Below are 24,710 nucleotides of genomic sequence, written 5' to 3'. Positions count from 1 at the left end.
AGGTGTCGCCAAGCCCACCGAGGCGATACCTGATCGCCTTCTCGAAGCGGACCGTCGGTGGTGACCAGCCGGACGGCGTCGGGCACCGGAAGGAGCCCGGGGCCGCATGCCGGTGCGACCGCCTAGGCTTGGGCCGTGACTTCCTCCTCCGCGATCCGCGTCCGCTTCGCCCCGTCGCCCACCGGCATGTTCCATGTCGGCAGCGCCCGTTCGACCCTGTTCAACTGGGCCGTGGCGAAGCAGCAGGGCGGCACGTTCGTGCTGCGGATCGAGGACACGGACGCCGCGCGGAACAAGCCCGAGTGGGTGGACGGGATCCTGTCCGCGATGAGGGCGCTGGGGATCAGCCCGGAGGACCCGACCTTCGAGGGCCCGTACTTCCAGTCGCAGAACGTGGGCCTGCACCAGGAGGCCGCCGCCCGCCTGTCCGACGCCGGCCGCGCCTACTTCTGCGACTGCACCCGCGAGACGCTGGTGGAGCGCACCGGCTCGCAGCACGCGGGGTACGACGGCTTCTGCCGGGACCGTGGCCTGGCGTACGAGCCGGGACGCGCGCTGCGCTTCCGCACGCCGGACGACGGCGAGACGGCCGTGGTGGACCTGATCCGCGGGAACCCCACATTCCCGAACGGCGTCATCGAGGACTTCGTGATCGCGCGCGGCGACGGGTCGCCGGTGTTCCTGCTGGCGAACGTCGTCGACGACATGGACGAGCGCATCACGCACGTCATCCGCGGCGAGGAGCACCTCTCGAACACGCCGAAGCAGCAGATGCTGTGGGAGGCCCTCGGCGCCACGCCGCCGGTGTGGGCCCACCTGCCTGTTCTCGTCAACGAGAAGCGCCAGAAGCTCTCCAAGCGCCGCGACAAGGTGGCCCTGGAGGACTTCTTCGCGGAGGGCATCCTGCCCGACGCGATGGTGAACTACCTGATGCTGCTCGGCTGGGCCCCGGGCAACGACGAGGAGATCCTGCCGTTCGAGGAGCTGGTCCGCCGGTTCCGCGTGGAGGACGTGAACTCCGCGCCGGCCTTCTTCGACATCAAGAAGCTGACCTCCTTCAACGGCGAGTACATCCGCGCGCTCGCGCCGGAGGCGTTCGCCGCGGCGTGCGAGCCGTGGTTGCGCGCGCCGCGCGCGCCGTGGGCGGACGAGGCGTACGACCCGGCGGTGTTCGCAGCGGTCGCGCCGCTCGCCCAGACCCGCATCGCGCTCCTGTCGGAGATCACCGCCAACGTCGACTTCCTGTTCCTCGACGAGCCGATCATCGACGACCAGTCGTGGGCCAAGACCATGAAGGCCGGTGCCGCCGACCTGCTGGCCGACGCGCGCGCCGCGCTCGCCGACGCGACGTGGGAGCCGGAGGCGCTCAAGGACACGATCACCGCCGTCGGCGAGAAGCACGGGCTCAAGCTCGGCAAGGCGCAGGCGCCGGTGCGCGTCGCCGTGACGGGCCGCACCGTCGGGCTCCCGCTCTTCGAGTCGCTCGAGCTGCTCGGTCGGGAGCGTGTCCTGGCCCGGGTGGACGCCGCGCTCGCGCGGCTGGCCGCCGGGGTGCCGGCGGGCCCCGAGTGACCGACGGTCTCGTCCACCCACAGGCCCTGCGCGGCCCGTGGTACCGGTGGTGGCGCCCGCTCGTCGGGCTGGGCGTGGTGGTCGGGATCGGCGTGATCCTGGTCGCGGCGATCGTGGTTGTCGCGGTGGCCGCCGTCGTGCTCGAGCTGGCCGGAGTGGTCGGCCCGATCTCGCTCGACACGATCGACGAGGCCTGGTTCGCGTCGCCCGTCGGCATGCTCGTGAACAACCTGTCGCTCGCCCTGGGTATCCCCGTGGCGCTGCTCGCGACGTGGGCGCAGCGGGCGCGGCCCGGCCTCGTCGCGTCCGTCACCGGGCGCCTGCGGTGGCGGCTCGTGCTGGGCTCGGCGGGACTCGGCGCGGCGGCGATCGTGCTGCTCGGCTTCGGCGTGCCCCTGGCGATCGACGCCGCCGCGCCGGGGCCGCTCGAGGGCTGGGGCCTCGACCCCGATCCCGCCTGGCTCGGGCTCGCCGCGGTCGTGCTGCTCACGACGCCGCTCCAGGCCGCGGGCGAGGAGTACTTCTTCCGCGGCTGGCTGAGCCAGACGGTCGGCTCCTGGTGCCGCTCGCGATGGCTCGCGGTGGCCGTGCCTCTCGTGGTGTCGGCCACGCTGTTCGCGCTGGCGCACGGCACCCAGAACGGGTGGCTGTTCGCGGACCGGCTGATCTTCGGCGTCGTCGCGAGCCTGCTGGTGTGGCGCACCGGCGGCCTGGAGTGCGCGATCGGCCTCCACGTCGTGAACAACCTCCTCGCCTTCGGCTGGGCGATCGCCTCCGGCACGGTCGACGACTCGCTCCTGATCACGGAGGTGTCGGCCCTCGACGGCGCCGTGAGCATCGGCTCCACGGTGGTCGCCGCGGTCGTGGTCCTGGCCTGGGCCCGACGACGGCGCCCGCAGACCGAGGTGGTCCCGCCGCGCGCGGTGGCTTCCGCCGGCGGGCCGGCGGAGGTCGTGGGATGAGCCAGGTCGACGGCGTGCTGTTCGACGTCGACGACACGCTCGTCGACACGAGGGCGGCGTTCGCCCGGGCGATAGCTGCCGTGCGCGCGGAGTACCTGCCCCACCTGCCGGCCGAACGCGAGCCCGAGCTCGTGTCGCACTGGCGCACCGATCCGGGCGGCTTCTACCGTCGCTACACGCGCGGCGAGATGGACCACCTGACGCAGCGCCGCCACCGCGCGGCCCTGCTGCACGAGACGTACGGCGGGCCGCCGATCACCGATGCCGTCTTCCCCGCGTGGGACCGGCTCTTCTGGACCACGTTCGAGAGCTCCTGGGCCGCGCACCCCGACGCGCGGGCGGCGGTCGACGCCGTCCTCGCGACCGGCGTCCGTGTCGGCGTGGTGACCAACGCCGCCGTGGAGCTGCAGGTGCGCAAGCTCGCGGCGACCGGGCTGGGTGACGTCCCGGTGCTGGTCGGGGTCGACACGCTCGGCTACGGCAAGCCCGCGCCAGAGGTCTTCCTCGAGGGCGCCCGCCGCCTCGGTACCGATCCTGTGCGCACGGCGTACGTGGGCGACGAGCCCGAGGTGGACGCCCGGGCGGCGCGAGCCGCGGGTCTGGTCGGCGTGTGGCTCGACCGGCCGGACCACCGCCGGGGCGCCGGGTACGGGGGTCCCGACGCGGCCGAGGAGGCGCAGGACCCGCACACCCTGCGCGATGACGGCGTGGCCGTCATCGCGAGCCTGGCGAACCTGACGGGCGTCCTCGGGCTCTGACGGTCACGCCCCCACGGCGAGCAGCGCGCCCAGCGCCGTCCCGGTCACGACGACGGAGCCGAGCGCCCCGAGGGCGAGCACCCGGCGTCCGGTGCGCGCCAGCCGCGGCAGGTCGACGCCGAGCCCCATGGCGAACATCGCGGCCACGAGGAGCAGGGTCGTCGCGTGCTGTGCGGCGTCGAGCACGCCCTGTGGCAGCAGGCCCGTGCTGCGGACCATGACCGCCACGAGAAAGCCCGCGACGAACCACGGGACCGGTGCCGGCCGGCGGCCGTCGCGGAGCGCCGGTGCGCGCCGCGCGAGCACGGCGCCTGCGACGGCCACGACCGGTGCCAGGAGCGCTACCCGGGCGAGCTTCGCGACGGTCGCGGTGGCGAGCGCGTCGGGGGAGACGGCACCGGCGGCCGCGACGACCTGCGCGACCTCCTGGACGCTCGCGCCGACCCACAGCCCGGCCTGTCCAGCGGTCAGTCCCAGGTGCGTGGCGAGCCACGGCAGCACGAGGACCGCCAGCGAGCCGTAGACGGTGACGAGGGCGAGGGCCGCGGCGACGTCGTCCTGGGGGTCGGGGGAGGCGTCTGCCCGCCGCCCGCCTGCCCGCTCGGCCACGCCCGCCATCGCGGAGACCGCGGCCGCGCCGCAGATCGCGAAGCCGGTCGCCACGAGCAGCGTGGCGTCCCGCGAGACGCCGAGCCGCCGCCCGAGCGCGAGCGTCGCCGCGAAGGTCGCCCCGACCGTCACGACGACCACCAGCAGCCCCGGCACCCCCAGCCCGAGCACCTGCGGCACGGAGAGCTGGAGACCGAGCAGCACGACGCCGGCCCGCAGCACCGTGCGGGCCGTGAACGCCGTCCCCGGCCCCGTGGCGGCCCATGCGCGCCCGGACGGTCCCGGGCGGAGCGCCCCGGCCGCCGACCCGGCGAGCGCGCCCAGGACGAGCGCGAGCACCAGCGGCGAGACGGCCTGCACGAGCCCTGCGGTCGCGACGAGGACCGCCGTCGCGGCGGCGCTCAGGCAGAGGCCGGGCAGCAGGGAGCGGAGCACCCTTCCAGGGTGCTCGGAGCGCCGAGCCCCGCGGTAGGCGCAGCCTCCGAGGGAGCCATAGCCTTCGTCTATGGCCGACGACGGACGCGCGCGCGGGGACCGCATCCCGCTGAGCCTGCTCGAGCTGCTCGTCGCGACGGACTCGCACGGCTCGATCAGCGGGGCCGCGCGGGCGCTCGGCGTCTCGCAGCCGACCGCGTCCGCGGGTCTGCGCCGCCTGGAGCGCCGCCTCGGGCTCGACCTCCTGCGCCGCACCACGCGCGGCGCGCGGCTCACCGAGACGGGCCGCGTCACGGCGGCCTGGGCGCGGGAGGTCGTGGAGGCGTCCGACCGGTTCGAGGAGTCGGTGGCCGTCGTCGGCGCCGCGCCACAGGGCCGGCTGCGTGTGGCGGCCAGCCTGACCGTCGCCGAGTACCTGGCGCCGCGCTGGCTCGCGACGCTCGCGAACTCGCCGGGAGCGCCCGGGCCGGCGGTCGAGCTGCTGGTCCGCAACTCGCGCGAGGTCATGGACCTCGTGCTCGCGGACGCCGCCGACCTCGGGTTCGTGGAGAGCGCGACCGTGCGGCGCGGCCTGCGCAGCCGCACGGTCGCCCCCGACGAGCTCGTCGTGGTCGTGGCGCCCGGTCACCGCTGGGCCCGACGCCGGTCCGTCGATGTGGCGGACCTGCTCGCGGGCGGGCTCGTCGTACGCGAGACCGGGTCAGGCACCCGCGAGATCCTCGAGCAGGCGCTCGCGGCGGCGGGCGCGCAGCTTCCCGCGGACCTACCGGCCCTGGGCTCCACAGCGGCCCTCAAGACGGCCGTGGAGCACGGTGGCGCCGTGGCCGTGCTCTCGGCGCTCACCGTGGCCGACGAGATCGCGCGCGGCACCCTTGTGCGTGTGCCGGTCGCCGGGCTCGACCTGACCCGGCGCCTGCGCCTCGTCTGGAAAGACGGTCCGGGGCTGTCGTCCGTCGCGGGCCGGCTCGCCGCCATCGCCGGTGCGCGCCCGCCGAGCCGGCCACCGGCTCAGGCCCGCACCGCGCGGTAGCACTCCGTCACGTACGGCAGCCCGACGACGTCCTGGTCAGCGAGGTCCGGGTGCGTCGCCACGAGCTCGTCGACCTCGGCGAGGAGGGCGTCGCGCGCCGCCTCGGGCAGCGAGATGAGGTAGCTCCGGGACGCGGCGAGCGGCCGCAGCGAGGCGGTCGTGATGCGGTCCACCCACCGGAAGGTGGCGGTCCCCAGAGGCCCGAACGCGTCGCCGAGGGGCCCGACGCGGGCCGCGGCCGAGGTGGGCTCGAGCGAGTCGCCGCGGTGCAGGATCTCGCCGAACCGGGCCACCCAGTCGACCGCGTCGTCGCGCGTGTTCCAGACGATGCCGAGGTGCCCGCCCGGGCGCAGCACGCGTGCGATCTCGGCCGACGCCGCGGGCTGACGGAACCAGTGCCAGGCCTGGGCGACGAGCACGGCGTCGACGGACCCGTCCGGCAGCGGGATCTCCTCCGCGGTGCCGACCATGGCCGTGACGCCCGGCAGCGTGGCCCGCAGGTGCCCGAGCATCGACTCGGACGGCTCCACCGCGACGACGTCGAGCCTGCGGTCCGCGAGCAGCGCCGTGAGCTTGCCGGTCCCGGCGGCGAGGTCGAGCACGCGCGGGGAACCCTGGGGGAGCAGCCACGACACCGCGTCCCCGGGATATGACGGGCGTACCGCGGCGTAGACGTCGGCCCCGTGCTCGAACGAGGCGGCGCGGTCTGCGAGGGAGTACGGGTCCAGGTCAGGCGCGGTGTCCGGCATGACCGTACCGTCTCACGGGACGTGACCGACGGCACCTGGTTTCCGTTTTGGCGGCTCGGCCCACGTCGGGTAGTGTTTCCCGTCGGTGAGGCCCCCGGAAAGTCGCGGAGGGCGTTACCCCCATGGGGTATGGTGTAATTGGCAGCACGAGTGATTCTGGTTCACTTAGTCTAGGTTCGAGTCCTGGTACCCCAGCGCAGCGCTCTATGGCACATCCGCCGCGGACGACGCGAAGGATGCAGTAGAGTTCTCACCGGCACGGACGGTCCGAGAGGATCGATCGAGTCATAGGCCCCCATCGTCTAGCGGCCTAGGACGCCGCCCTCTCACGGCGGTAGCGCGGGTTCAAATCCCGCTGGGGGTACGCAGTTCCACCGGCTTCGTCGGCGGGACAGCCATGGGCCCCCATCGTCTAGCGGCCTAGGACGTCGCCCTCTCACGGCGGTAACGCGGGTTCAAATCCCGCTGGGGGTACACAGCACGAAGGCCCGGTCCCGCGAGGGACCGGGCCTTCGTCGTGCGACGGGTCCGTCAGCGCTCCCCGCCCTCCAGGAACGGCCGGGGCGGGCGCGTCTCGCTGTACGACGTCGTCGGACCGCCCGGCAGGTGCCCGCGCCGGGCAGGTGGGTCGTCGTGCGGCGGAACCACCGGGATGGGCTGAGTGACGGTCGCCGGCGGCTCGTAGGACGGCGGCCCCGCGGGATAGCCGCGCTGCGGGCCGTCGTGCACGACGAAGATCGTCTTCGGCTCCTCCTTCTTCTCCGCCGGGAGGAAGTGCGCCGCGATGATCTGCCGGTACCGCTCGTCGGGCTCGGGGATGTAGTCCACGAGGTTGAGAACCTCGTCCTGGCCCGCTGACTCGAACCGGAACTCGCCGAAGCCGAGGAGCTGGCCGAGCGGCGGGCGTCGGTACTGCATGTCGGTGACCTTGTCGACCTGCACGAAGGTGCCGCTCTGGTCCATGAAGCCGTCGATGACGATGAGCCGCTTGTTCGTCACGACGAACCACTGCTGGCGCCAGTCGAGCCACTTGATGAGCAGGCGCACGGCGAGCACGCCCCACGCCACCCAGAGGATCGCGAGCTCCTCGACGGCGACCGTCATCCAGGCGACCGCGACGAACGCCGCGGCGGTACTGAGCGCGGGCTCCCACAGGCGCGCCCAGTGGCGTCGCGTGGCGAAGACGATCTTCTCCTTCGCCGACACGTACCGGCGCAGCGCGCTGTTACGGAGCAGGATGCTCGTGGTGTCGGTCACGGACGGTCGGTCCCGAGGTCGGGTCAGATCCGGATCAGGCTCGCGAAGAACTGACCGAACCCAGCGAACGCGCCGACGATGACCTCCCAGATGGCGCGCACGACATCAGCGGAGCCTGTCGGATTCGAGATGATCGCGTAGATCAAGAAGATCACGACCACCCAGATCAGGGCTGTCTTCACCTTCGGCGGCATCGGAGTCCTCACGGTCTCGTCGTGCGTGCTCCCGGTCGGGACCACGTTCAATGCGAAAGCGTACTTTCCGGACGGGTAACTGCGGAACACCGACGTCGGCGCGCCGTCACTCCCCCGCGCGGTGCAGGACTTCGGTGAGCTTGTTGGCGGCGGCGACCACGGCACCTGCGTGCAGGCGGCCTGGCTGGCGCGAGAGCCGCTCGACCGGGCCGGACACGCTGACGGCCGCCACGACGCGACCGGACGGGCCGCGCACGGGTGCGGACACCGACGCCACGCCGAGCTCACGCTCGGAGACGGACTGCGCCCAGCCCCGGCGTCGGACGCCGGACAGGATCGTCGCCGTGAAGACGGCTTCGCGCAGGCCGCGGTGCAGGCGGTCGGGTTCCTCCCACGCGAGCAGGATCTGCGCGGCGGACCCTGCGTGCATGGTGAGCGTCGCACCCACCGGGATCGAGTCGCGGAGCCCGACCGGCCGCTCGGCCGCCGCCACGCACACGCGGTGGTCGCCCTGGCGGCGGTAGAGCTGGGCGCTCTCGCCGGTGTGGTCCCGCAGCGCGATGAGCACGGGGTTGGCCGCGGCAAGCAGACGATCTTCGCCGGCGGCGGTCGCCAGCTCGTTGAGGCGCGGGCCGAGCACGAACCGGCCCTGCATGTCACGCGCCACCATGCGATGGTGCTCGAGTGCGACCGCGAGGCGATGCGCCGTCGGTCGAGCGAGCCCCGTCGAGGTCACGAGCTGCGCCAGAGTGGCGGGCCCCGCCTCAAGAGCACCCAATACGGACGCGGCCTTGTCCAGCACGCCGACTCCGCTAGTATCGTCCATACCTCGATATTGCCGTCTCGGAACGTGAGATTGCAAGTCGGGCCGTGAGAAGTCACTACTGAGGAGGCAACCCGCATGGCCGGCACGCTGGCTGAGAAGGTCTGGGAGGCGCATCTGGTGCGCCGTGGCGAGGACGGATCGCCCGACCTTCTCTACATCGACCTGCACCTCGTGCACGAGGTCACCAGCCCTCAGGCGTTCGAGGGCCTCCGGCTCGCGGGCCGGCAGGTCCGCCGCCCTGACCTCACGATCGCGACCGAGGACCACAACACCCCGACGCTCGACATCGACCTGCCGATCGCGGACACCACGAGCCGCACCCAGATCGAGACGCTGCGCAGCAACGCGAGGGAGTTCGGCGTCCGCCTGCACAGCCTGGGCGACGCCGACCAGGGCATCGTCCACCAGGTGGGCCCGCAGCTCGGCCTGACCATGCCGGGGCTGACGGTGGTGTGCGGCGACTCGCACACCTCCACGCACGGCGCGTTCGGCGCGCTCGCGTTCGGCATCGGCACGTCCGAGGTGGAGCACGTGCTCGCCACCCAGACGCTGCCGCTCGCCCCGTTCAAGACGATGGCGATCACCGTGAACGGCCAGCTGCCGCCCGGCGCCACGTCCAAGGACATCATCCTCGCGATCATCGCCAAGATCGGGACCGGCGGCGGTCAGGGCTACGTGCTCGAGTACCGCGGCGAGGCCATCCGGACGCTGTCGATGGAAGCGCGGATGACGGTCTGCAACATGTCCATCGAGGCCGGTGCCCGCGCCGGCATGATCGCGCCGGACGAGACCACGTTCGAGTACCTGAAGGGCCGCCCGCACGCCCCCGAGGGGGCGGACTGGGACGCAGCCGTCGCGTACTGGCGCACCCTGCGCAGCGACGACGACGCGGAGTTCGACGCCGAGGTGGTCCTCGAGGCCGCCGACCTGGAGCCGTTCGTCACCTGGGGCACCAACCCGGGGCAGGGCCTGCCGCTCTCCGCGTCCGTGCCGGTCCCGGCCGAGATCGCGGACGAGAACGAGCGCGTGGCCGCCGAGCGCGCCCTCGAGTACATGGGCCTGGAGCCCGGCACCCCGCTGCGCGACGTCAAGGTCGACACGGTGTTCATCGGCTCCTGCACCAACGGGCGCATCGAGGACCTCCGCTCGGTCGCCAAGGTGATCAAGGGCCGCCACAAGTCCGCCGACGTGCGCGTGCTCGTCGTCCCGGCGTCGGCCCGCGTGCGGCTGCAGGCCGAGGCCGAGGGCCTGGACGTGATCTTCAAGGAGTTCGGCGCCGAGTGGCGCAACGCCGGCTGCTCGATGTGCCTCGGCATGAACCCGGACCAGCTCGCGCCGGGTGAGCGGTCCGCCTCCACGTCGAACCGCAACTTCGAGGGCCGTCAGGGCAAGGGCGGGCGCACGCACCTGGTGTCGCCGCTGGTGGCCGCCGCGACCGCCGTGCGGGGCACGCTGTCCAGCCTCGCCGACCTCGACCTGCCCGCGGACGTGGACCTGACCACCTTCGACGGTTCGCCGCTGGACGGCGTGGGCGCTGCCGTGCCCGACACCGTCGTCGTCGAGCTGCCGCTGCCGCTGCCGGTCCTGCGCTGACCTGAGACTGGAGAGACCGATGGAGAAGTTCACCACCCACACCGGGGTCGGCGTCCCGCTGCGCCGCAGCAACGTCGACACCGACCAGATCATCCCCGCCGTCTACCTCAAGCGCGTCACCCGCACGGGCTTCGAGGACGCGCTCTTCGCAGCGTGGCGCGGCGACCCGTCCTTCGTCCTCAACCAGGACGCCTACCGCGCCGGCTCGGTGCTCGTCGCGGGCCCCGACTTCGGCACCGGCTCGTCCCGTGAGCACGCCGTGTGGGCGCTCAAGGACTACGGCTTCCGCGTGGTCCTGTCCTCCCGGTTCGCCGACATCTTCCGCGGCAACTCCGGCAAGCAGGGCCTCGTCACGGGCATCGTCTCGCCCGAGGACATCGAGATCCTGTGGAAGATCCTCGAGACCAAGCCGGGCACGGAGGTGACCGTCGACCTCGAGGCGAAGACCGCCACGGCCGACGACGTCACGGTCCCCTTCCAGATCGACGACTACACGCGCTGGCGCCTCCTGGAGGGCCTCGACGACATCGGCCTCACCCTGCAGCACGCGGACGACATCTCCGCGTTCGAGGCGGAGCGCGAGGCATGGCGGCCGAAGACCCTGCCGGCGAAGCACCTGCCGTCCGTGGAGGTCGTCCCGGCCCGCCCGGCGGGCAGCCAGGCCTGACGCCTAGAGCCGAGGCGGCCCCTGACGCACCTTCTCCAGGAGGAGCTCGGGGGTCGCCTTGGCCGGGTCCCACCAGGACTCGATCCACCAGGTCGCGCCCGCCATGGCCATCCCCCGAGCCGTCTCGGAGGCCTCGCGCGGATCGGCGGGCAGCTTTCCCTGCACGACGACGTCCCACTCGCCCTGCGTCGTCGTCTCACCGCGGTGCTCGGCCGCCCAGGCGACGATCGCCGCCACGTCGTCGGGAGTCAGCGGGTCCTCGGCCGTCGTGCCGCGCAGCTGTGGCACGACGCCGTCCCACCGCAGCGCCCGCCCCATCGACCGTGCGCTCGGCCACGAAGCGACCGGCCAGACCGGGATGCGTCCGCGGACGGGCGCCACCGGGAACCGGAAGTCCCCGGTGTGCACGTGCGTGCCGTCGAACGCGAACCGCTCGCCCGTCCACGACTCGGCGAGGAACGCCAGCACGTCGTCGAGCGTCTCGGCCCGCTCGCGCAGGCCGCGCTCCTGGCCGGGCACCGACGTGAACCCATGGTCGTCCAGGACGCCCACGCCGACGGGCAGCACGAGCCGGCCGCCCGACAGGTGGTCCACGGTGAGCGCACGCTGCGCGAGCTCCCACGGCCGGTGCCGAGGGAGTGCGAACACCATCGCGCCGAGCGTGATGCGCTCCGTGACTGTCGCGGCCGCGGCGAGGATCGCGAAGGGGTCCCAGGTCGGTATGCCGCCGCCCCAGTCGCCCAGGTCGATGCCGTCCCACGTGAGGAACCCGTCCCACCCGTGATCCTCGCAGGCGCGTGCGAGCGCGACATGCTGCGACACCGTCCCGAAGCTGCCCACGAACCCGAACTTCATGAACCCGACCCTACGTGTGACCTCTGACACTCGCGGTGGCCTCCAGGTGGGTCCGCAGTGCGGCCAGTGCATCTGCCACCGCTGCGAGGTCCCGCTCCCGAAGCCCGGCGCCGTCCAGCAGCTCACCGCCGGCCGCCGCATAGGTCGGCCTCATCCCGTCGAGCAGCCGTCGCCCCTCGGGCGTGAGCGCGAGGAACGACGACCGTCGGTCCGCCGGGTTGACCGTGCGCCGCACGAGGCCGTCACGTACCTGCCGGTCGACGCCCTTGCTCGCCGCGCCGACGGTGATGGCGAGCACGCGGACAAGGTCGGACACCCGGCAGTCCGGTACGTCGCCGACGACGCGGAGCTGCTCGAACCGGCCGAGGCCGGAGCCGTGCGCCGCCCGCAGTCGCGCGTCGATCGCGCTGTAGAGACGGACCTCGACGCGCACGAGATCGTCGACGACCTGGGCCGCGTCCGTGGCCGGAGTCCTGGTGCGGCCAGGAATAGATTCCGACGAATCTTTATTGGATTCCATGGAATCTACTTCTACCCCAGGAGGACGCCATGGACCACACCGCACTCGCCGACCTCAGGACGTTCTACGAGGGCTTCGGAGACCTGGCCCTGCCCGCGGGCACCCGCTCGGCGGCGACGACGCTCGGCGGCGTCCCCGCGCTCGCGGTCGACGTGCTGGGTGACCCCGGCGCGGCTACCGGCACGCTGCTCTACCTCCACGGCGGCGGGTACACGATCGGCTCGGCGCGGACCGGCGTCCCGCTCGCCGCTCGCCTCGCCGCGAGCGCCTCCCTCCGGGCGTGGGTGCTGGACTACCGCCTCGCGCCCGAGCACCCGTACCCGGCCGCCGTCGACGATGCCCTGGCTGCCTACGAGGCGCTCGTCGCCGAGCACGACCACGCCCGCGTGGTGCTGGCCGGGGACTCCGCCGGGGCCGGCCTTGCCCTCGCGACCCTCATCGCCGCCCGGGACGCCGGCCTGCCGCTCGCGGCCGCCTTGGTCTCGTTCTCCGGCTGGTTCGACCTCACCCTGAGCGGCGGCAGCCTGACGGGCAAGGAGACGGTGGACCCGATCTTCGACGCGGCCGGCATCCAGGTCTACGCAGACACGTACCTTGCCGGCGCAGACCCCGCCGCGCCGCTGGCGAGCCCGTTGCTCGCTGACCTCGCAGGCCTTCCGCCGCTCCTGCTCCAGGTGGGGACGCACGAGGTCCTCCTCGACGACTCGACCCGGCTCTCGGTCGCCGCCGCCGCGGCGGACGTGGACGTCGTTCTGGAGGTCTACGCGGGCCTCTCCCACGTCTTTCAGCACCACCACGCGTCCGAGCCGACGGCGGCCCGCGCCCTCGACAGCGCAGCGGCGTTCCTGGTCCGCGCGGTCTCGGGCTGAGGCGCCTGGCCGGCACCGGCCGGGCTACGGTGAGCACCGTGACGGAGAGCCGACCGGTGGTGGAGATGTGGACCGACGGGGCCTGCAAGGGCAACCCGGGGCCTGGTGGCTGGGGTGCGCTCCTGCGGTCGGGCACGCACGAGAAGGAGATCTTCGGGGGTGACCCGGCCACGACGAACAACCGCATGGAGCTCACCGCCGTCGTCGAGGCCCTGCGGGCGCTGAAGGCGCCGAGCGAGGTCACGATCCACGTCGACTCGTCGTACGTGATGAACGGCATGCGGACCTGGATCGCCGGCTGGAAGCGCAACGGGTGGCGCACCGCCGACAAGAAGCCCGTCAAGAACGTGGACCTGTGGCAGGCGCTCGACGCCGAGGTGGCCCGTCACCAGGTCCGCTGGGTGTGGGTCAAGGGCCACGCCGGCGACCCCGGGAACGAGCGAGCCGACGTGCTGGCGAACAAGGGCGTCGACACCGTGCGGTAGATGCGACGGAAGTCACGTCTCCTGTATTTGTCGCGGCCAATACTCTTGACCCATGGCTTCCCACTACGACGTCGTCCTCCTCGGCGCGGGCCCCGGCGGCTACGTCGCCGCGATCCGCGCGGCCCAGCTCGGCAAGTCCGTCGCGATCATCGAGGAGAAGTACTGGGGAGGTGTGTGCCTCAACGTCGGGTGCATCCCTTCCAAGGCGCTCCTGCGCAACGCCGAGCTCTCCCACATCTTCACGCACCAGGCGGACTTCTTCGGCATGTCCGGTGACGTGACCTTCGACTTCGGCAAGGCGTTCGACCGCTCGCGCGTGGTCGCGGACGGCCGCGTCAAGGGCGTCCACTTCCTCATGAAGAAGAACAAGATCACGGAGTACGAGGGCCGCGGCACGTTCCGCGACGCGAACACCATCGAGGTCGCGCTCACCAAGGGCGGCACCGAGACGGTGACCTTCGACAACGCGATCATCGCGACGGGGTCCCAGGTCCGCCTGCTGCCGGGCGTCGAGCTGTCCGACAACGTCGTGACGTACGAGACCCAGATCATGACGCGCGACCTGCCGCGCTCCATCGCCATCGTCGGCGCCGGGGCCATCGGCATGGAGTTCGGGTACATCCTGAAGAACTACGGCGTGGACGTCACGATCATCGAGTTCCTCGACCGTGCCCTGCCGAACGAGGACGTGGACGTCTCCAAGGAGATCACCAAGCAGTACAAGAAGATGGGCGTGCCCATCCTCACCTCCACCAAGGTGGAGACCGTCAAGGACAACGGCTCCTCGGTGTCCGTGACCTACACCGGCGTCAAGGACGGCAAGCCCGGCTCGCTCGAGGTCGACAAGGTCCTCATGGCCGTCGGCTTCGCGCCGAACGTCGAGGGCTTCGGCCTGGAGACCACCGGCGTCGCCCTCACCGACCGCGGCGCGATCGCGATCGACGACCACATGCGCACCAACGTGCCGCACATCTACGCCATCGGCGACGTCACCGCCAAGCTCATGCTCGCGCACGTCGCGGAGGCGCAGGGCGTCGTCGCCGCCGAGACCATCGGCGGGGCCGAGACCATGACGCTGGGCGACTACCGGATGATGCCGCGCGCCACGTTCTGCTCGCCGCAGATCGCGTCCTTCGGCCTCACCGAGCAGCAGGCCCGCGACGAGGGCTACGACGTGAAGGTCTCGTCCTTCCCGTTCATGGCGAACGGCAAGGCACACGGCCTCGGCGAGCCGACGGGCTTCGTCAAGCTCGTCGCCGACGCGAAGTACAACGAGATCCTCGGTGCGCACATGATCGGCCCGGACGTCTCCGAGCTGCTGCCGGAGCTCACGCTCGCGCAGAAGTGGGACCTCACGGCCGACGAGATGGCGCGCAACGTGCACACGCACCCGACGCTGTCGGAGGCCGTGCAGGAGGCGATCCACGGCATCGCGGGGCACATGATCAACTTCTGAGACCTGGGGTCTCGCTAGCACCGGAAACGGCGGCTGACCTGCGCAAACGCCTTGCAGCGTTGTGCAGCGTTTGCCGCCGTTTCTCGTGCTCCTGTGCACCACGTGTGCACCACGGCTGTCCGCGTCACCGCCTGGCCGACCTTGCGGGCTCGTCCTTCCCATGGGTGGGGTTCTCGGTCCCCGTCTCCCTCCGGCCCTCGGCGCGGTGCCGTCTCGCACACGGGTTCTGCCGGCATGTCTACCCGTGGCCTCGACCTCGACGGCTTGCAGCTCTTCGCCCGAGTCTGGCCACGGGTAGACATGCCGGCGGGTTCCGTGTGAGGCTCCGCGTCGGTCGAGGGCCGGAGGGTGGCGGGGGCCGACCCCCTGTCTCTTTTCGGTTCCGGTTGCCCCCCGGCGGGCGGTAGTTCGGTGAGAACGGAAGATCGTGCGACGGCCCCGGACCTGATGAACCAGGTTCCGGGGCCGTCTGTCGTGTGTGGGGTGCGGGCCGAGGTGCCCGGGTGGGGGGAGGCGCAAGGGCGCGCAGCGCCCGCCGCGCTCTTGGGGGCCCTTCGCCCGGGCGCCGAGGCGCGCACCGCGCGCCGAAGGCGCGCCTTGATCTGGTAGAGGTCAACTCGGCAGTGCGTGTCGGTGGGCGGTTCTAGACTCACCGTCATGTCGACACCCGACCCTGACACGCTCCCGACATCGGCGGATCCGACCGGACCGTGCCCGCGGTGCGGCCGTGTTTCCAGTTTCTCGCAGGCGGGGTCGCTGCCGACGCGCACCGCGTTTCACGCAGTGCTTGGTGACCATGTGCCCATCGAGCGCGCCGTGATGCTCGTCTGCCAGGGTTGCCGTGAGGGGTCGTTGGTAATCGAGGCCCGCGACGGAGTTGACGCGCAGTTCGTGCCGCTTCTGTGGTGGCCGACGCCTGGAACGCGAGCACTCGATCCGGCGATCCCGGCAGCGATCGGCGCGGCCGTGAGCGAAGGTGCTCGCTGCCTGTCCGTGCTCGCCCCGCACGCTGGCGTTGCGATGCTCCGGACGGCGCTGGCGCTGATCGTCAAGGACAAGGGCAGCGAGGCTGCGAGCAACAAGAACACGCTCCACGCCGCCATCAAGCAGATGGTGGACGACGGTGCGCTCTGGGAGTCCTTCGGCGACTGGGCGACTCACATTCGGCAGCTCGGAAACGCGGGTGCTCATCAGGAAGCGTTCGGCCCCGTCTCGATGGATGAGGCGAACGATCTCTTCGCGCTGGTTCAGCAACTCCTTGAGTTCCTGTACGTCCAGCCGGAAAGGGTGGCTCGTGCTCGCGCGCAGCGGACCGCCGTGGCTAGTCCCCCGGAGTGATGACGACGAGCGTCTTATCGTCGTGGGGCTTGGCGCGGGGCCAGCGCTGACCGTCGGGGTCGGAGACCTCGGCGTCGTGGATGCGTTGGAGCACCTGGGCGGGGCCGTCGTGGCGGGCCTCGTCGTATAGGTCGCGCCAGGTGGTCGCGGTGGGGTGCCGGTCGAGGGCTACGCCGTCGGTGGCGAGCATGACGGCGGCTACGTCGCGACGGGGCGTGGTGGTGGTGACTCCGTGCTGTGCCGCCTCGGGCTGGGCTCCTGCGATCCAGAATCCGCCGGGCTGGTTGCGGTGCCGTGCCTGCTCGGCCTGGAGCGCGAGGAGCAACGGCCGGAGTGCGTCGTCGTATCCGTGGCCGTCGGCCAGGTGCGCCCGGTAGGCCGCTCGCTCGGCGGGGGCAACGGCTGCGAGCCGGTCGTCATGGTGGACCGTCTCGGTGCCGTCGGGGTGGAGCACGACGGCGAGGCTGTCCCCGAGTACGTACGTCTCGACCGTTTCGGCGGACCAGCGGGCAAGGGCGATGGTGCTCGTGGGGGCCGTGTCCGGGGTGAGGCCGTGGGCGTCGCGGACGTTGGCGATGGCTGCGGTGGCGGCGTCGGCCAGTGTGCCGCCGTCGGGCACTGTGACCGTGAGTGCGTTTGCGAGCTGCTCGGCGTACCAGCCGGGATCGTGGGAGCGGTCGCCCGCGAACGAGGTTGCGCCGTCGAGGACGAGGGCGAATCCGTCGCCGGTGGCGTGGCGGTCCTGGTTGAGGGTGCCGCCGGGCAGGGTCGCCGCGAGGATCACGGGTGGACCTTCGGTCCCCACAGGGCCGTGGTCTCGGTCGGGGTCGTGCCGTCGAAGGTGCTCGCGACCACAAGGGAGAACGGGCGCTCTCCGACCTCGGCGTACAGGTCGGGGAGGTGGTGGCGTAGGTGCTCGACCGCGCCGACGGACCCCAGCGCGTGCACACCCGCGACGACCAGGAGCGTGCGGCCCTTGCGGCGAAGTCGCGCGACGTAGGCGATGTCGCGGGTCCGGTCGCTGGTGTCCCACGGCGAGATGAACGTCTCCCCGGTCTGCCGGTCGGTGATGACCCACCGGCCGGAGTCGTCCGGCTTGAATGAGAGGAACGGGTCCGACTCGATCGCTTCGGCGGTGACGCGCGAGGACTTCGGACCGCAGATCGCCACGGCATCGGCGGGCGGGTCCCATTCGCCGGTCGGGGGGATCTGGAACGGGTCGACGGCGAGGCTGAGCGATTCGAGGATGCCGCTCATCACCTCGGCGGCCTTCGCGTCCTCGGCCGCGACGACTCCAAGCGGGCGGTCCCCGATCGCGCGCAGCGGGATTGCGACGGTGACCGGTCCGACGCCGAAGAAGACGCGTTCGGCGGGCGGGGCCGACTTCCGCAGCTGCGTGATGCGGCCCTTGGAGAGACCGATCTGGGCGGCGATCTCGGTGTACGTCATGCCGGCGGCGTAGGCGCGATCGATCGCGACCTTGCGGAGCCGCGCGAGTTCGGCGGCTCGCTGGGTGTAGGTCGTCAGGAGGGCCGTTGCACGTCGGGCCTGGCTGACGGGGTTCCCGTCGGCCCGGATGCTCTCGAATTCCTCCTCGTCCATAACTCGCGAGTTTAGACCCCTTGACGGGAGCACTCTCCCGTCGTACCGTCGTGTTTAGACCCCTCAACATGACGGGTCGCGAGAACGGGCCAAGAGTTTAGACCCCTCAACACAGGAGATGCAGAGATGGCGACGTTCGCGGTGGACAGCAACCGGCAGAAGATGATGGCGACCGGCGTGGTGGAGCCGGTCATGGAGTGGATCGAGACGGCGGACGGCAAGCGCCGCCCGGGCGAGACCCAGGCGCGGCACGCCGAGTCCGGTGCCCCGCTGTGGGGCGTGGAGGTGGTGTACCAGTCCGAGTCCTGGGGCCGGGTCTCCACCGAGTCGGTCAAGGTGACGGTGCCCGCGCGGGAGATGCCCGCCCCGTCGATGTTCACGCCGATCCAGTTCGACGGCCTGGTGGCCTCGGTCCGCATCGACCGGCGCAACAACGGCCTGTCGACCTCGTGGGAGGCCTCTGGCATCGCCGGTGCGGCCGGAGCTGCGAAGGCGGCTGCCTGATGACCGGGGCGGTGGGTGCGCTGACCTCCGCCGTCGTGGAGGTCCTGGCCGGGCTGGGCTCGGTCGAGGTGTACGGGCTGCGGGTCGAGCACTCGCGGCTGAGCATCCCCGACGCGCGGTCGGTGCCCTACATCGGCGTCGACATCCACGCCGACGACTACGCCGGCGCGCTGGCGGTGGTAGAGCGGTTCGCCCTTGTCGAGAGCGAGACCCGCACGTCTGAGGCGTACGGCGGCGGGGTGCTGCTGTGGCGGACCTGGGCGGGCTGGGTCTCCGGCGACGGGTCGGGCCTGCCGGTCTCGGTCGAGGTGACCGCCTCCGAGGACGTCCCCGCCGAGGCCGACGCCGCCCTGTTCGACAAGGCGGACGCGGCATGAGCAGGGCTGAGGGCCTGGCGGTGGCGTGGGACTTCCTCGCTGCCGCCAGGTCCGGCCTCGGGCAGGTCGCGCGCCTGTTGACGGTGCACGACCTGCCCGCCCCGGCCGACCTCGCCGCCGAGCTGCGCGAGCGGGTCAGCGACCTCTACGACGTCGTCCGTAAGGAGGCCGACGCCGCACACCGGGCCGAGAACCCCGGCGCCTACGACGAGCACGGCCGATGGATCGGGAAGGGGAAGTCATGAACCAGAAGGTCAAGACCACGGCCCACGTGGGGTGGCGGGTGGTGCGCGGCTGCGCGCGGTTCGCCCGGCTGTGGCTGGTCTGGTGCTGGCGGGCACGCCCGTGGGTGGCGCTGTGGCTGGCGGTCGCTGGGTTCACCTGGTTCGGAGCCGTGATCCAGCCCGAGCCGGAACGGTCCGCGACGTTCACCGCGATGTGGGCCGTCCTCGGGCTCGGGCTCGGACCCGGCGCGCTCGTGGCGACCTGGCGGATGCTGACCGGCTGGCCGGTGCCCTGGTTCGCCCCGCGCTGGCTGATCGCCCACGCCGTGCGGCTGCGCTGGCCCTCGGTCGCCGCAGAGTGCGGCCTCGCCCGCACCGCCCAGGGCAAGAGGGGCCCGGTGCTAGTCGCCCCGCCGCTGGCCCGGGTCCGGGTCCGTGACGGGCTGCTGAGCCTGCGGGTGCGGGTCCTGGTCGGCCAGACCCTGGAGACCATCGAGACGGCGGTGCCGAAGATCGCCACCGCCCACGGCGCCGTCGGGCACGTCGTCAAGCCCGCCGGGCCGACGGCCGTCGACGTGACGCTGATGACGGCCGACCTGCTCGCCGATGGCGGGACCGCGCTCCCGCCCCAGACCGTGACGACCGAAGTGGTGCCGATGGGTGCCCGGCAGGACGGCACCGCCTGGTACCTGCAGATCGCCCAGCGGCACACCCTGGTCGTGGGGTGCTCCGGGTCCGGGAAGGGCTCGATGTTCTGGGGCATCGCCTGCGGGCTCGCCCCGGCCGTCGGTGCCGGGCTGGTCCGGCTCTGGGGTGTGGACCTCAAGCGCGGGGTCGAGCTGCGCGTCGGCGCCCCGTTGTTCACCGCCGCCGCCGCGACCCCGGCCGAATCGCTGGAGGTCCTGCGTCGTGTGATCGCGATCCTCGACGCACGGGGGCACGCCATGGCGGGCACCGCCCGCAACCACGTCCCCACGGTCGATGACCCCCTCGACGTGGTCCTGATCGATGAACTCGCGATCCTGACCGCCTACACCGACGCCGAGACCAAGGCCGAGGGTGCCCGCCTGCTGGCCGAGATCCTGACCCAGGGCCGCGCCCTGGGCGTGCTGATCGTGGCCTGCGTCCAGGACCCGCGCAAGGAGACGATCCCGGCACGCGGCCTGTTCACCCAGACCCTCGCCCTGCGCCTCCGCTCTCGGGATGAGGTCACGATGGTGCTCGGCGAAGGTATGGCCGCACTCGCCCCCGCCCACCGGATCAACCCCGCCCAGCCGGGCACCGCATGGGTCGTGAACGACGACGGATCCACGGACAAGGTCCGGGCCGCGTACTGGCCCGACGAGCTGATCCGCGCAACCGCCGAGCGATTCGCCGCCCCGACCCGCGTCGACCTTTCCCCTGCCCCGGTGGCCGAGGACGAGCCCGAGCGGTCCCGGCGCAAGCGCTCCCCGCGCAAGCCCCGCGCGGTCGAGGCCGTCCCTGACGCACCGGCCGAGGCGCCCGCTGAGGCTTCGGCCGAGGTCCCCGAGGTTCCCGTCGACGGTGGGGAGGTCGCGGCATGACCCGGCCCGTGGCCCGGATCGCGGCCGACTCCCGCCCCGTCCTGTTCTTCACCGTCGCCCTGACGGCGGCTGTCGCGCTGGCCTCGTTCGCCCTGTCGTTCGCCTCGCTGCGGGACGCCGCCCTGTGGGGCCGGGTGCCTGAGCCGATCGCGTTCCTCGTCCCCGTCGTGATCGACGCCTCCGTCCTGGTCTACGGCCTGGTGGCGCTCGTCCTGCGGGCTCGGGGCCGCTCGTCGGCGTGGGCGTGGACGTTGATGCTGCTGTTCACCGTGGTGTCCATCGGCGCGAACTCGGCCCATGCCTACGACGTCGGGCCGCAGCTGCGCGCCCTCGTCGGCGTCGTCCTGGTGGCCCTCGCCCCGCTGTCGGTGCTGACCTCCACGCACGCCCTCGCCTCGCTCGTCGTGACCGACGAACCCGCCGAGGTCGAGCCGGTTGACGTGCCCGAGGTCTCCCCGGTTCTGGCGACCGCCCGCGTGCTCGACGCCGTCGCTGCTCCGGCCGAGTCGCCCGCTGCGCCGGCTATCGCCCCGGCGGAGTCGTCCGGACCGCCGGCCCCCGCGCGGGTTCCCGCTCTCGGGCCGCTGGCTCCGGTCCGCTCGGGCCTGTCCCGCCGCGTCGCCCAGGACACCCTGCCCGGCTTCGACGGCCTCGACGGCCTGGACGTGGCAGGAGCGACGGCATGAACACCTCCTGGATGCTCGGCGCCGCGTGCGCCCGCGACGAGCTGCGAGACCTGCCCTGGGTCGCGGAGCCCGAGGACGTGACCGTGTGGGACCGGCACCTCATGGCGAAGGTCTGCGCCGCCTGCCCCGTGCTCGAAGCCTGCGCCGTCGCGGTGGCGACCACGCCGACCACGGCCGGGTTCTGGGCCGGCCACGATCGCACCGTGCCTGACCTTCCCGAGCAGCCGGCGCTGCCCGGGCTGGAGTCGGTGGGCAGGGCGGCATGAAGGCCGTCGAGAAGTACGGGCAGATTCCGGCCGCGGTGCGCTACGACCTTGCAACGGCCGCACTGGACGCCGCCCACACGCGATGGGAGTCCTGGCGGGTCAACCTTGCCGACCCCCGCGACGGCACCGTGCTGCGTGCACGCCTGGAAGCAGCCCGCGAGCAGTGGAACGCCGCCGTGGCTGCCCTGTCCCGGGCCGTCGCCCAGGGCGCCCGCGCCGACTACTTCCAGCCCACTCTCTTCGAGGCGTGGGCCGACACCGCGCAGGAGGCATGACGATGCGGCTCGACGGTGGCATCTCGGCGGTCGTGGATGACGACCTGGCCCGAGCGGCTGCGGAGTCGGCCCAGGTGTGCGTGCGCCCCCTGGTCCGGTCCGTCCACGACCGGGTGACCGGCGCGACGCACATCGTGCCGATACCCTGCGGGTCCACGCGCGAGGCGGTCTGCCCCTCGTGCGCGGACAAGGCCCGCCGCCTGCGGATGCACCAGTGCCGCGAGGGCTGGCACCGCACCGACGAGCCGCGCGTGCCGCCCACGCCGGAAACGCCCCTGCCGGACGGCTGGGAAGACCTGGACCGGTGGGCCGATGACGGCGGGTTCATCCCCGACGCCGACCGCGTGAAGCTGCCCACCGCCCGGCTGGAGCCTGCGGCCGACGGCGAGCGGCAGACCCGCTCCACCCGCCGCCTGGACGACTTCCCGGACCTGCCCAAGCAGCACATGACCGACGCGACCGTCGGGCAGACCTTCACCGACCCCAAGACCGGGCGGGTGTTCCGCCCCTCGATGTTCCTCACGCTGACGCTGCCGTCCTACGGGAAGGTCGCCGAGGGCGGCATCCCCAGGAACCCGGACCGGTACGACTACCGGCGTGCGGCGCTGGACGCGCTGACGTTCTCCCGCCTGGTGGACCGGTTCTGGCAGAACCTGCGCCGCTGCGCCGGGTACAAGGTCCAGTACTTCGCGACCATCGAGGCGCAGAAGCGCCTGGCGCCGCACCTGCACGCCGCCGTGCGCGGCTCGATCCCCCGAACGGTCATCAAGGCCGTGGGCGCCGCGACCTACTACGCCGCCTGGTGGCCTCCGATCGACACGGTGCGCTACGACGACGTGCTCCCCGTCTGGGACGCCGAGACCGCCGCGTACCTCGACCCGACCACGGGTGAGGGCCTGCCCGACTGGAAGCAGGCCACCGCGCACCTCGAGAACCCGGTGCACGTCGCCACCCTCGGCACGCAGCTTGACGTCAAGGGCCTGATCGGGGGCACGAAGGACTCCGAGCGGACCGTGCGCTACCTGTGCAAGTACCTCACCAAGTCCATCTCCGGCACCTACACCGCCACCGACGACGACGGGGAGCAGGAGCCGACCGCGCACGCCCGCGCGTACGAACGGCACATCGACCGGCTCCACGCCGAGGTGCGGTGGCTGCCGTGCGGCCCCACCTGCGCGAACTGGCTCCGCTACGGCGTCCAGCCCAAAGACCCCGGCCCCGGCCTCATCCCGGGCCGGTGCCCCTCCCCGGCGCACGACCGAGAGAACCTGGGCCTGGGCGGCCGGCGAGTGCTGGTCTCACGGCAGTGGACCGGCAAGACCCTCACCGAGCACAAGGCCGACCGGTCCGCCGTCGTGCGCCAAGCCCTCGCAGCTGCGGGGTTCGAGCCCGAGGACGCGAACCGGCTCGCCGCCGACCAGGCCACCGACGACGGCCACGCGCGGTTCGTCTGGCGCGCCCCCGAAGCGGGCACCTTCACCTACCCGGCCGTCATCGCCGCATCGCTGCGGCAGGCCATCGCGTGGCGCCGCCAGTACGACGCCGCCAAACACGCCCTCGGGCGACCACCCGGGCCTGTGGACAACCGTTCGGCAACCACCACGCCTACCGCGGCGTGACGACGACAGGGGGAACCATGCGACGCAAGACCACCACCCCGACGGCGGCAACCACGATCGAAGAGCTCTGGACCATCGAGGACGTGGCCGCGTTCCTGCGCGTCCCGGTCGCCACGCTCTACCGGTGGCGCACCATGCACACAGGCCCCGCCGCCTACCGCGTCGGCCGGCACCTACGCTACGACCCCGCCACCGTCCGCGCCTGGCTCACCGAGACGGCGGCCGCCTGATGGGCTCGGTACAGAAGCGGGTCCGCACGCTCAAGAATGGCAAGCAGTCCGTGACCTGGGTCGCCCGCTGGCGCGAACCAGGCACCGACAAGCAGCCGGGCAAGTCGTTCCCGAAGAAGGGGCTCGCGGAAGCCTTCCTGAGCGAGATCGAGGCCGACATCCTGCGCGGCGAGTACATCGCCAAGGACTCTGGCAGGGTCACCTTCGGCGAGTTCGCGCGGCGCTGGCTCGCCTCCCGGACCTTCGCGGAGTCCACGCGAGAGGCCGTCGAGATGCGGCTTCGCGTGCACATCCTGCCTGTGCTCGGCGGCCTGGCGCTGGCCGACATCAAGCCGACGACGGTGCAGAGATGGCTCCTCGGACTCGACGGCGAGGCCCGGAACTACCGGGAGGTGCTGTTCCAGCACGTCGCCTCAATCTTCGCGGCGGCCGTCGATGACGAGCTGATCCGCCGGAACCCGTGCAAGGCGAAGTCCGTGGCGCGCCCCGGCCGCGAACAGAACAAGGTCAAGCCGTGGTCGATGGACCAGGTCCTCGCGATGCGAGAGGCGCTCCGTCCGCGCTACCGGATCGTCGTGACGCTCGGGGCCGGCCTCGGGCTGCGCCAGGGCGAGATCTTCGGGCTCGCCGTCGAGGACATCGACTTCGAGCGTGCGCGGGTCACCGTGCGACGACAGGTGAAGCTCTCCAACACGAGTGCCCACGTGCGCTACTTCGGTCTGCCCAAGGGCGAGAAGATCCGGGAGGTGCCGCTGCCTGCCGTCGTTGCACACGCGCTCCGGGAGCACCTGGCGGAGTTTCCCGCCCGGGAGGTCTCGCTCCCGTGGGGGACGTCGACGGGCCCGACTGTCTCGGCGCGGCTCGTGGTGACGTCGCAGCAGGGGAGGGCGTGTCGCCGGGACGAGTTCAACCGTGTGGTCTGGGCGAAGGGCCGTCGTGCGGTCGGTATCCCGGGCGAGCGCGAAAACGGATGCCACATGCTGCGGCATGTGTACGCATCGACGCTCCTGCACGCGGGCGAGTCGATCAAGGCGCTCTCGCAGTACCTCGGGCACTCGGACCCCGGCTTCACGCTGCGCACCTACACCCACTTCCTGCCGGAGAGCGATGAGCGCACCCGACGGGCGGTCGATGAGGCCTTCGGTGCACCCCGTGTGCACCCCGAAGTGCGAGACGCGGCATAAGCC

At 72.2% G+C, this 24,710-nt stretch carries 29 protein-coding genes and 3 tRNA genes; 23 read left to right on the top strand and 9 right to left on the bottom strand.

Annotated elements, in window-relative coordinates; all coding sequences use genetic code 11:
- The first annotated feature begins 135 nt into the window (after positions 1 to 135).
- From gltX to L1785_RS12325, 3 genes are read left to right on the top strand one after another with little or no spacing between them, the layout of a single operon-like run.
- Positions 136 to 1,572 (top strand): glutamate--tRNA ligase, encoded by a 1,437-nt coding sequence (gene gltX / locus L1785_RS12335; protein ID WP_236089564.1) that lies wholly within the window; start codon positions 136 to 138, stop codon positions 1,570 to 1,572.
- Positions 1,569 to 2,534 (top strand): CPBP family intramembrane glutamic endopeptidase, encoded by a 966-nt coding sequence (locus L1785_RS12330; protein ID WP_236089563.1) that lies wholly within the window; start codon positions 1,569 to 1,571, stop codon positions 2,532 to 2,534. Before gltX ends, L1785_RS12330 begins: the two co-directional genes overlap by 4 nt.
- A complete protein-coding gene (locus tag L1785_RS12325) occupies positions 2,531 to 3,292 on the top strand; it encodes an HAD family hydrolase (RefSeq protein WP_236089562.1) in 762 nt (253 codons plus the stop codon). The genes L1785_RS12330 and L1785_RS12325 overlap by 4 nt, the downstream gene beginning before the upstream one ends.
- A gap of 3 nt (positions 3,293 to 3,295) precedes the next feature.
- Here L1785_RS12325 and L1785_RS12320 read toward each other — a convergent pair whose 3' ends face one another.
- Positions 3,296 to 4,336 (bottom strand): YeiH family protein, encoded by a 1,041-nt coding sequence (locus L1785_RS12320; RefSeq protein ID WP_236089561.1) that lies wholly within the window; start codon positions 4,334 to 4,336, stop codon positions 3,296 to 3,298.
- A 70-nt stretch (positions 4,337 to 4,406) separates the two neighbouring features.
- On the opposite strand from L1785_RS12320, the gene L1785_RS12315 reads away from it, so the two are divergent.
- Positions 4,407 to 5,366 carry a LysR family transcriptional regulator gene (locus L1785_RS12315; protein ID WP_236089560.1) on the top strand — a complete coding sequence of 320 codons (960 nt, stop codon included), beginning with the start codon at positions 4,407 to 4,409 and terminating at the stop codon, positions 5,364 to 5,366.
- On the opposite strand, the gene L1785_RS12310 is transcribed toward L1785_RS12315, so the two are convergent.
- Positions 5,345 to 6,115 (bottom strand): class I SAM-dependent methyltransferase, encoded by a 771-nt coding sequence (locus tag L1785_RS12310; RefSeq protein ID WP_236089559.1) that lies wholly within the window; start codon positions 6,113 to 6,115, stop codon positions 5,345 to 5,347. The genes L1785_RS12315 and L1785_RS12310 overlap by 22 nt on opposite strands.
- Positions 6,116 to 6,238: 123 nt before the next feature.
- Between L1785_RS12310 and L1785_RS12305 the strand changes: the two genes are divergently transcribed.
- The 3 genes from L1785_RS12305 (at position 6,239) to L1785_RS12295 (ending at position 6,589) form a co-directional block, all read left to right on the top strand.
- A tRNA-Gln gene (locus L1785_RS12305) sits at positions 6,239 to 6,310 on the top strand.
- Between the two features lie 96 nt (positions 6,311 to 6,406).
- Positions 6,407 to 6,479: transfer RNA gene (locus L1785_RS12300), tRNA-Glu, on the top strand.
- Between the two features lie 37 nt (positions 6,480 to 6,516).
- Positions 6,517 to 6,589: transfer RNA gene (locus L1785_RS12295), tRNA-Glu, on the top strand.
- A 57-nt stretch (positions 6,590 to 6,646) separates the two neighbouring features.
- On the opposite strand, the gene L1785_RS12290 is transcribed toward L1785_RS12295, so the two are convergent.
- The 3 genes from L1785_RS12290 to L1785_RS12280 are packed head-to-tail and all read right to left on the bottom strand — an operon-like array spanning position 6,647 to position 8,392.
- Entirely contained in the window at positions 6,647 to 7,372 is a 726-nt protein-coding gene (locus tag L1785_RS12290) for a PH domain-containing protein (protein WP_236089558.1), read from the bottom strand.
- A 23-nt stretch (positions 7,373 to 7,395) separates the two neighbouring features.
- Entirely contained in the window at positions 7,396 to 7,617 is a 222-nt protein-coding gene (locus tag L1785_RS12285) for a hypothetical protein (RefSeq protein ID WP_236089629.1), read from the bottom strand.
- Positions 7,618 to 7,672: 55 nt separating this feature from the next.
- Positions 7,673 to 8,392, bottom strand: coding sequence for an IclR family transcriptional regulator (locus L1785_RS12280; RefSeq protein WP_236089557.1), 720 nt, complete (start codon positions 8,390 to 8,392; stop codon positions 7,673 to 7,675).
- A gap of 75 nt (positions 8,393 to 8,467) precedes the next feature.
- On the opposite strand from L1785_RS12280, the gene leuC reads away from it, so the two are divergent.
- Together leuC and leuD are read left to right on the top strand one after the other, a co-directional pair.
- A complete protein-coding gene (gene leuC, locus L1785_RS12275) occupies positions 8,468 to 9,985 on the top strand; it encodes a 3-isopropylmalate dehydratase large subunit (RefSeq protein ID WP_236089556.1) in 1,518 nt (505 codons plus the stop codon).
- A gap of 19 nt (positions 9,986 to 10,004) precedes the next feature.
- Positions 10,005 to 10,652, top strand: coding sequence for a 3-isopropylmalate dehydratase small subunit (gene leuD, locus L1785_RS12270; protein WP_236089555.1), 648 nt, complete (start codon positions 10,005 to 10,007; stop codon positions 10,650 to 10,652).
- A 3-nt stretch (positions 10,653 to 10,655) separates the two neighbouring features.
- Here the strand turns inward: leuD and L1785_RS12265 are convergent, their stop codons facing one another.
- Positions 10,656 to 11,507 carry an LLM class flavin-dependent oxidoreductase gene (locus L1785_RS12265; protein ID WP_236089554.1) on the bottom strand — a complete coding sequence of 284 codons (852 nt, stop codon included), beginning with the start codon at positions 11,505 to 11,507 and terminating at the stop codon, positions 10,656 to 10,658.
- Positions 11,508 to 11,517: 10 nt separating this feature from the next.
- Positions 11,518 to 12,027: a MarR family winged helix-turn-helix transcriptional regulator gene (locus L1785_RS12260; protein ID WP_236089553.1), complete on the bottom strand. Its 510-nt coding sequence runs from the start codon at positions 12,025 to 12,027 to the stop codon at positions 11,518 to 11,520.
- A 29-nt stretch (positions 12,028 to 12,056) separates the two neighbouring features.
- Between L1785_RS12260 and L1785_RS12255 the strand changes: the two genes are divergently transcribed.
- The 4 genes from L1785_RS12255 to L1785_RS12240 all read left to right on the top strand — a co-directional run bounded on the left by L1785_RS12255 (position 12,057) and on the right by L1785_RS12240 (position 16,175).
- Positions 12,057 to 12,896 (top strand): alpha/beta hydrolase, encoded by an 840-nt coding sequence (locus L1785_RS12255; RefSeq protein WP_236089552.1) that lies wholly within the window; start codon positions 12,057 to 12,059, stop codon positions 12,894 to 12,896.
- Between the two features lie 65 nt (positions 12,897 to 12,961).
- Complete coding sequence (rnhA, locus tag L1785_RS12250) at positions 12,962 to 13,381, top strand: ribonuclease HI (protein ID WP_236089627.1); 420 nt, start codon at positions 12,962 to 12,964, stop codon at positions 13,379 to 13,381.
- Positions 13,382 to 13,433: 52 nt separating this feature from the next.
- A complete protein-coding gene (gene lpdA / locus L1785_RS12245; RefSeq protein WP_236089551.1) occupies positions 13,434 to 14,837 on the top strand; it encodes a dihydrolipoyl dehydrogenase in 1,404 nt (467 codons plus the stop codon).
- A 657-nt stretch (positions 14,838 to 15,494) separates the two neighbouring features.
- Entirely contained in the window at positions 15,495 to 16,175 is a 681-nt protein-coding gene (locus L1785_RS12240) for a DUF4145 domain-containing protein (protein ID WP_236089550.1), read from the top strand.
- Here the strand turns inward: L1785_RS12240 and L1785_RS12235 are convergent.
- Positions 16,159 to 16,959, bottom strand: coding sequence for a protein phosphatase 2C domain-containing protein (locus L1785_RS12235; RefSeq protein ID WP_236089549.1), 801 nt, complete (start codon positions 16,957 to 16,959; stop codon positions 16,159 to 16,161). The genes L1785_RS12240 and L1785_RS12235 overlap by 17 nt on opposite strands.
- Positions 16,956 to 17,777 (bottom strand): hypothetical protein, encoded by an 822-nt coding sequence (locus tag L1785_RS12230; RefSeq protein WP_236089548.1) that lies wholly within the window; start codon positions 17,775 to 17,777, stop codon positions 16,956 to 16,958. The genes L1785_RS12235 and L1785_RS12230 overlap by 4 nt, the downstream gene beginning before the upstream one ends.
- Positions 17,778 to 17,903: 126 nt before the next feature.
- On the opposite strand from L1785_RS12230, the gene L1785_RS12225 reads away from it, so the two are divergent.
- From L1785_RS12225 to L1785_RS12180, 10 genes are read left to right on the top strand one after another with little or no spacing between them, the layout of a single operon-like run.
- Positions 17,904 to 18,281 carry a hypothetical protein gene (locus L1785_RS12225; RefSeq protein ID WP_236089547.1) on the top strand — a complete coding sequence of 126 codons (378 nt, stop codon included), beginning with the start codon at positions 17,904 to 17,906 and terminating at the stop codon, positions 18,279 to 18,281.
- Positions 18,281 to 18,658 carry a hypothetical protein gene (locus L1785_RS12220; RefSeq protein WP_236089546.1) on the top strand — a complete coding sequence of 126 codons (378 nt, stop codon included), beginning with the start codon at positions 18,281 to 18,283 and terminating at the stop codon, positions 18,656 to 18,658. Before L1785_RS12225 ends, L1785_RS12220 begins: the two co-directional genes overlap by 1 nt.
- Positions 18,655 to 18,903, top strand: coding sequence for a hypothetical protein (locus tag L1785_RS12215; protein ID WP_236089545.1), 249 nt, complete (start codon positions 18,655 to 18,657; stop codon positions 18,901 to 18,903). Before L1785_RS12220 ends, L1785_RS12215 begins: the two co-directional genes overlap by 4 nt.
- Positions 18,900 to 20,447 carry an FtsK/SpoIIIE domain-containing protein gene (locus tag L1785_RS12210; protein ID WP_236089544.1) on the top strand — a complete coding sequence of 516 codons (1,548 nt, stop codon included), beginning with the start codon at positions 18,900 to 18,902 and terminating at the stop codon, positions 20,445 to 20,447. The genes L1785_RS12215 and L1785_RS12210 overlap by 4 nt, the downstream gene beginning before the upstream one ends.
- Complete coding sequence (locus L1785_RS12205) at positions 20,444 to 21,133, top strand: DUF2637 domain-containing protein (protein WP_236089543.1); 690 nt, start codon at positions 20,444 to 20,446, stop codon at positions 21,131 to 21,133. The genes L1785_RS12210 and L1785_RS12205 overlap by 4 nt, the downstream gene beginning before the upstream one ends.
- Entirely contained in the window at positions 21,130 to 21,399 is a 270-nt protein-coding gene (locus tag L1785_RS12200) for a WhiB family transcriptional regulator (RefSeq protein WP_236089542.1), read from the top strand. The genes L1785_RS12205 and L1785_RS12200 overlap by 4 nt, the downstream gene beginning before the upstream one ends.
- Positions 21,396 to 21,674 carry a hypothetical protein gene (locus L1785_RS12195; RefSeq protein ID WP_236089541.1) on the top strand — a complete coding sequence of 93 codons (279 nt, stop codon included), beginning with the start codon at positions 21,396 to 21,398 and terminating at the stop codon, positions 21,672 to 21,674. Before L1785_RS12200 ends, L1785_RS12195 begins: the two co-directional genes overlap by 4 nt.
- Positions 21,671 to 23,293 carry a replication initiator gene (locus tag L1785_RS12190; protein WP_236089540.1) on the top strand — a complete coding sequence of 541 codons (1,623 nt, stop codon included), beginning with the start codon at positions 21,671 to 21,673 and terminating at the stop codon, positions 23,291 to 23,293. The genes L1785_RS12195 and L1785_RS12190 overlap by 4 nt, the downstream gene beginning before the upstream one ends.
- Positions 23,294 to 23,310: 17 nt before the next feature.
- Entirely contained in the window at positions 23,311 to 23,523 is a 213-nt protein-coding gene (locus tag L1785_RS12185; protein ID WP_236089539.1) for a helix-turn-helix transcriptional regulator, read from the top strand.
- Entirely contained in the window at positions 23,523 to 24,707 is a 1,185-nt protein-coding gene (locus L1785_RS12180; RefSeq protein WP_236089538.1) for a tyrosine-type recombinase/integrase, read from the top strand. Before L1785_RS12185 ends, L1785_RS12180 begins: the two co-directional genes overlap by 1 nt.
- The last annotated feature ends 3 nt before the right edge of the window (positions 24,708 to 24,710 follow it).

The organism is Antribacter soli (assembly GCF_021568775.1).
Taxonomy (GTDB): domain Bacteria; phylum Actinomycetota; class Actinomycetes; order Actinomycetales; family Cellulomonadaceae; genus Antribacter; species Antribacter soli.
This window is presented reverse-complemented; position numbering and strand designations above follow the sequence as displayed.